The 6,188-nt window shown below is 72.1% G+C and carries 4 protein-coding genes; 2 read left to right on the top strand and 2 right to left on the bottom strand.

Translation table 11 applies throughout. The features are described 5' to 3' along the window. Positions 1-102 precede the first annotated feature (102 nt). Together B7767_RS05320 and B7767_RS05315 are read right to left on the bottom strand one after the other, a co-directional pair. A complete protein-coding gene (locus B7767_RS05320; RefSeq protein ID WP_107485817.1) occupies positions 103-2,202 on the bottom strand; it encodes a tetratricopeptide repeat protein in 2,100 nt (699 codons plus the stop codon). A gap of 91 nt (positions 2,203-2,293) precedes the next feature. Further along, positions 2,294-3,157, bottom strand: coding sequence for a 5'-methylthioadenosine/S-adenosylhomocysteine nucleosidase (locus B7767_RS05315; RefSeq protein ID WP_085571094.1), 864 nt, complete (start codon positions 3,155-3,157; stop codon positions 2,294-2,296). Positions 3,158-3,184: 27 nt separating this feature from the next. Between B7767_RS05315 and B7767_RS05310 the strand changes: the two genes are divergently transcribed. Continuing rightward, positions 3,185-3,724 carry a hypothetical protein gene (locus B7767_RS05310; protein WP_085571093.1) on the top strand — a complete coding sequence of 180 codons (540 nt, stop codon included), beginning with the start codon at positions 3,185-3,187 and terminating at the stop codon, positions 3,722-3,724. A gap of 65 nt (positions 3,725-3,789) precedes the next feature. Beyond that, the gene (locus tag B7767_RS05305; protein WP_085571092.1) at positions 3,790-6,171 is read left to right on the top strand and encodes a tetratricopeptide repeat protein; all 2,382 of its coding nucleotides are present in this window, start codon (positions 3,790-3,792) and stop codon (positions 6,169-6,171) included. Positions 6,172-6,188 lie beyond the last annotated feature (17 nt).

Raw genomic sequence — 6,188 nt, 5'->3', positions numbered from 1 at the left:
GTTCGGGGAGGCGCGGGAGCCCGGGGGCGGGACGCGGATGTGGGCGGTGGTGCCTTGGCGGGGGGCTCGGGGGTATGCGGGGGTGGAGTGAGGACTGGGGAGTTATTCCGGTAGTTCGGCGGCGCGGGCGCGGGCGCGGGCGGCCTCGGCGGAGGCGTTGACACGGGTGAAGGCGTCGGCGGCCTGGAGGTGGGCGGTGCGTGCCTGGTCGTGCTGGCGGGCGGCCTCGTGGGCGGCGGCGAGATTGTCGAGGGTCACTCCTTCGCCGTACCAGTCGTTGAACTCCCGGAAGATCTCCAGGGACTTGCCGTGTGCCTCGATCGCCTCGTGCACGCGGCCCGCCTGCTGCAGGGCGCCGCCGACATTGCCCCATTCCGTGGCCTCGCCGTAGCGGTCGCCGGCGGCCTGGAACAGAGCGCGAGCGACCATGTGTGCTTCGATCGCCTCATCCACGTCGCCCTCCCGCTGCAGGGCGTTTCCGAGACTGCCCCAGGCCATGGCCTCGCCGAGGCCGTCACCGATGGCCCGGAACAGCGAGCGGGCGCGGGTGTGTGCTTCGATCGCCTTCCTCGTCCGGCCCGCGTCGCGCAGGGCGACGCCCAGGTTCATCCACACCCTGGCCTCTTCGCGGCGGTCCCCGATGTCCTGGAACAGGTCGCGGGCGCGGGTGTGGGCGGTGATGGCCTTCCTGGTTCGGCCCGCCCGCTGCAGGGCGTTGCCGATGTTGCTCCACGCCCCGGCCTCTTCGCGGCGGTCCCCGATGTCCTGGAACAGGTCGCGGGCGCGGGTGTAGGCGTCGACCGCCTCCTCCGTCCGGTCCGCCCGTGACAGAGCGATGCCGAGGTTGTTCAGCACCCCGGCCTCGCGGTGACGGTCCCCGGCCTGGCGGGCGGCCTTCCTGGCGGCATGCGCGACGGCGATGGCGTCGTCGAAATGCCGCCGCCAGTTCAGATACTGCGCCAGGCAGTCCGCCAGCAGGGCCGCCGTGTCCGCGAACCGCTCCTCCCGGGCCCACTGCACCGCGGCCACCAGTCCTGCCCGCTCTTCGTCCAGCCACGTCACGGCCTGTGCCCGGTTCGCGAAGGGCTCCTGTCGACCTTGCAGCCCTGACAGCAGAACGCTCGCCGCGTACGTCCGCTCGACGTAGAACCGTACGATCCGCTCGCGTGCCGCCTCGCCTTCCTCCCGTAACCCCGCATCCCGTGCCACCACACCGGCTCCGAAAGCCCGGACCAGGTCGTGCACCCTCCACCGCATGCCGGTAGCCGATCCGTCGGCGGACGGTACCGGTGAGATGAGATGCGCGGCTGCCAGGTCTTCCAGGAGCGGCAGCGCGACGTCTGCCTCGAGGTCGGTCAGGGCGGTGACCGTCTCCGTGCCGGTCTCCGCATCAGGAGCCAGGCAGAGCAGCCGCAGCAGCCGTGCCTGGTCGGACGGCAGCCGGCGATACGAGGTCTCCAGCACGGGCCGCAGGACGAGTGAACGTCCGTACAGGTCCGTTCCAGGGCTACCACGGTCAAGGACGGCGGCCGGGTCCCCGGCATCCCGGATCTCGGCGACCAGGGAGGCTATGTCCCGGTGGCGTCGCCGACGCAGCATCCCTGCGGCGATTTGCAGGGCCAAGGGCAAGTGGCCGCACAGGTCGGCAAGTTCGTGGAGCGCGTCGGGTTCTCGCACCGGACGTCCGTCCCGCTCGTCGGTGGCGTGCAGAGCACGGGTCACGAGGGCGACGGAGTCGTCCGGGGCGAGCGTTTCCAGGTCGATCAGACGTACCGGGAGGGCGTCGGGACGGTCCCGGGAGGTGATGATCACCCGGTGGTGGTCCGTGCCGGGCAGGAGTGGCAGGTACTGGGCGGGGTCCGAGGCGTTGTCCAGGATCAGCAGCATCCTGTCCCCTCGCTCGGCGAGGAGTGCGCGGTACGCGTCGTACCGGCGGTCCGCCGTCGGCGGCAGTCCCCCGTCCCGTACGCCGAGGGCGTCGAGCAGGGCCAGGACCGCCTGATCGGCCGTGACCGGGTCGTCGTCGTACCCGCGCAGGTCCACGAAGAGCGTCCCGCCGGGGAACCAGCCCTTCCCGCGGGCCCGGTGTGCTGCTTCCACCGCCAGCGCGGTCTTGCCGACGCCTCCCATCCCCGTGACGGCGAAGACGAGGAGCGGCAGCGCGGTCGTGTCGTCCCCGCCGGGGGAGAGGTGCGGGAGCAGGCGCTCCAGCTCCGCCGATCGGCCGGTGAAGCCCAGTGGACGGGGTGGGAGGGTGGTGGTCGCTCGTGGGACCGGGCCGTGAGTGGTGCTCCTACCGTCGCCCGTCGCTCTTGCCGGTGACCGGGCCGTGGAAGGTGCCGCCCCGGAAGTCGATGTGATCTCCGCCGTACCTCGCTCCGTCGTCCCCGCGCGGATGGGGCCCCTCCTCGGAGTCGGAGGAACCCTCGCGGGGCCGGTGCTTGTGCAGCACCGCCACCGTCACCGCAGCGGCCTGCTCGGCGGCGCGCTTCTGCGAACCCGTGGCGTCGGCCTTGTGTTTCCCGGCGTCGGCCCGGTCGCTGATGCCCCGGATCACCAGGGCGTTCAACCGGCCGTTCAGGTGGGCCGCCAGAAGTGCTCCGGAGCCCTCCATCTCGATCGCGCCCGCGTCGTTGTAGTTCCTGCGGAGGAACCGGGCGATCTCGGACTCGGCGTCCGCCAGGACCACGTCACCCGTGGCGATCGGCAGGAAGTGCGCCCGTACGTCGGGCATGTCCCGCACGGCGGAACGGGCCGCCTGTTCGAGGGCGTGCGAGCCCGGCAGGGCGTTCGGCCGGACCAGGAAACCCTCCGGCGTCTGCTTGCCGCCATGGATCTCGTACACCTTTGTGCCCACGACGACGTCGCCGATCCCGACGTCGTCCTTCAGGCTGCCGGCGACACCGACGAAGAACACGGCCTCGGGGCGCAGCCAGGTGATGAGCTGGGTGGTGAGGGCCGCGGCCCGGTCGGCGCCCATGCCCAGCTCGGCGAGGGCGATGTGCCAGGAGACTCCGGGCAGTTGTCCCTTCTCGACCCGGGTCCCGTCACGGTGCACCAACTCCTCCCGCTCCTCGACGTGCGCGCGGACGGCGGCATATTCGAGCGGGAGTGCGGTCAGGACCAGAACAGTGGGCCGGGTCTCCTGCATAGTCATAAGTTACAGCTGGGGGAAGGGAATCGGGTGGCGGAACAGGACCTCACCGTCGGGCAGTTGCTGCTCGCCGAGTACCAGACCGTGAAGGACGAGCAGAAGGCGAGGATCGGGTTCCGGGACAACCTCCTCTACGTGACGCTGGCCGTCGTGGCCGCCGTCATCGCCGCCGCGGCCCAGGCGAAACAGCCCTCGATGCTCCTGGCGCTGCCGCCGGTCTGCCTCGTCCTCGGCTGGACCTACCTCGTCAACGACGAGAAGATCTCGGCCATCGGCCGCTACGTCCGGGACGATCTGGGACCCAGACTGGCCGCCCTCGCGGCGCACGGGAGCGGCTTCACGACGTTCGGGTGGGAGGCGTACCACCGGAGCGACACCCGGCGCCGGTCCCGCAAGAGGATCCAGACCGTGATCGACCTGACGGCGTTCTGCGCGGTACCGCTGGCCGCCCTGGTCGTGTTCTGGGTGAACGGCGACGGCGGCGGGCTGATGGTCACGCTGTCGGTGCTGGAGGCGCTGGCCGTGGCGGGGCTCGGCTCACAGGTCGTGTGGTACGCGAGGGCGGCATGAATGTCCGTTCCAAGTACTACCTTTGACGCACTGTCGTGAGTTTTTGACGGGGGCGAGTACGGCGCATGGAAGCGGCACTACTGGCGGCCCTGGCCGAGGGCGCGGGCGGGGACGGCGGACGCCGGGCGGTGGAGAGGCTGGCGCGGGCGGTGGGGCTCGACACCGGTGCGTCCGCCCGGGACATCGCCGAGGCGGCACAGGACCCGGCGCGGCGGGAGGCCGTACGGGAGTGGGGCGAGACGGTGGCCGACCTGCTCGCCGCCGATCCACGGGGCATCGCCGGTGCCGTCGCGCGGGCCATGGAGCGGTCCGCGCCGGGAAGCGGGATGGCCTGGTACGACGGCGACCACACCGACTTCCGGGGCGGGGTCTTCCTGCGCGAGGTGGTCGGCGTGCAGGTCGTGGTCCAACAGGGCGGGGCCGCCGTCCCCGAGGCGATGGCCGGCCTGCCGCCGAGGCCCGGCGGGTTCACGGGGCGGGAGCGCGAGACGCGGGAGCTGCTGCGCGCGCTGGATCCGGCCGGGACGCAGTCGGTGGCGACCCTCGTCGCCGCCGTGTCCGGTCTCGGCGGCATCGGCAAGACCGCGCTAGCCGTCGAGACCGCGCACCTGGCCCGTGAACGGGGTTGGTTCCCCGGCGGTGTTCTCTTCATCGACCTGCACGGCTATGACCAGGAGCCGGTCACCGCCGACCGTGCTCTCCAAGCCCTGCTGCGCGCCCTCGGTACTCCGCCGGAGCACATCCCCACCACGACGGACGAGCGGGCGGCGCTCTACCGCTCCACGCTGGCCACCCGGGCTCACGAGTGCGGCCCGGTGCTGGTCCTGGCCGACAACGCCTCCTCGCCGGACCAGGTACGCCCCCTCCTGCCGGGTGACTCCCGGCACCACGTTCTGGTCACGTCACGTGACCGACTGCCCCAATTGGGCGCGCGGCTCGTTCCCCTGGACCAGCTCAGTCCGAGGGAGGCGTACGAACTCCTCGACCGTGCCCTGCGCATCGCCGACCCGTACGACAGCCGGGTGGCCGACGACCCCGACATGGCCGAGCGACTCGCCGGCCTCTGCGGGCACCTCCCGCTGGCCCTGCAGATCGCGGCTGCCCTGCTGGCGGAGGACCCGGGCAAGCCGGTGAACGAACTCGTGGCGGAACTGGTCGAGTCCCGGGGCCGGCTCGACCACCTCGACGACGGTGAGCGCAGCGTCCGCGCCGCCTTCGAGCTCTCCTACCGCCGACTGCCGCCCGATCAGGCCCGGCTGCTGCGCCTGCTCGCTCTCGCGCCGGGGCCCGAGGCGAGTGACGAGGTCGTCGCCGCGCTCGTCGGTGCCGAGGAGCCTCCGGTGCGGGCTCTGAAGGCCCTGACCCGTGCACACTTCGTGGAAAGGGGGAGCGAGCGCGGATGGTGGCGGTTGCACGACTTGGTGCGGGTGTTCGGGGCGGGTGTGGTGGCGGGGGATGCGGAGTTGCGGGAGGAGGGGGAGGTGGCGCGGGAGCGGGTGCTGGAGTTCTACTGCCGGTGGGCGGGCGCGGCTGATGACCGGTTGCGGTGGCTGCTGGGGATGGAGGAGCCGGAGCGGTTCGGGGACCGGGGGCAGGCAATGGCGTGGCTGGATGCGGAGCGGGCGGGTCTGGTCGCGGCGGCGGGGTGGGGACGGGAGGACCGGTTCGCGGGCTCGGTGATGAGGTTGGCCGGGTGTCTGGGGGAGCATCTGGTCTGGCGGCGGTATTTCGACGACTGGATCACCGTCGCGGAGGCCGCGCGGGCGGCCGCGCGGCTTGCCGGGGGCCGGCTGGACGAGGCCATCGCGTGGGGCAATCTCGGCGTCGCTCTGCGGGAGGTGGGCCGGGTGGAGGAGGCGATCGAGGTACACAGCCGGGCCCGCGACCTGTACCAGGCCGTCGGGGACCACCACCGCGAGGCCAGGGCGTGGGGCAACCTCGGCGCCGTTCTCTTGGACGCGGGCCGGATGGAAGAGGCGATCGACGCCCTTACCCAGGCCCGTGATCTGTTACAGGCCGTCGGGGACCGCCACGATGTGGCCAGGACGTTGGACAACCTCGGCGTTGCCCTGCGGCAGGTGGGCCGGGTGGAGGAGGCGATCGAGGTACACAGCCGGGCCCGCGACCTATACCAGGCCGTGGGAGACCGCCACGGCGTGGGAAGGGCCTGGCACAACCTCGGCAGCGCCCTGCGGGCGGCAGGCCGGGTGCAGGAGGCGATCGAGGCGTACGGCAAGGATCTGGAGATCTGCCGGGAGTTCGAGGACAGGTATGGAGAGGGGCAGACCTTCTACAACCTGGCCCTCACCTACAAGGTCGCTGACCGCCCTGCCGAGGCCCGCGCCGCCTACCACCAGTCCGCCGATGCCTACACCCGCGCCAACGCCCCCACCGAAGCCAACCGGGCCCGTGCCTGGGCCGCCGCCCTGGACACCCCCACCCCCTAACCCCCCTTCCCCACCCC

It is taken from the genome of Streptomyces sp. 13-12-16 (assembly GCF_002114215.1).
Taxonomy (GTDB): domain Bacteria; phylum Actinomycetota; class Actinomycetes; order Streptomycetales; family Streptomycetaceae; genus Streptomyces.
Note: the sequence above shows the minus strand (reverse complement) of the source record. Positions and strands in the feature narration are given on the sequence as shown.

What these genes read in the sequence shown, in the direction of transcription:
- B7767_RS05315 (WP_085571094.1), bottom strand. Translation starts at nt 3,157, where the DNA reads ATGACTATGCAGGAGACCCGGCCCACTGTTCTGGTCCTGACCGCACTC.
- B7767_RS05305 (WP_085571092.1), top strand. Translation starts at nt 3,790, where the DNA reads ATGGAAGCGGCACTACTGGCGGCCCTGGCCGAGGGCGCGGGCGGGGAC.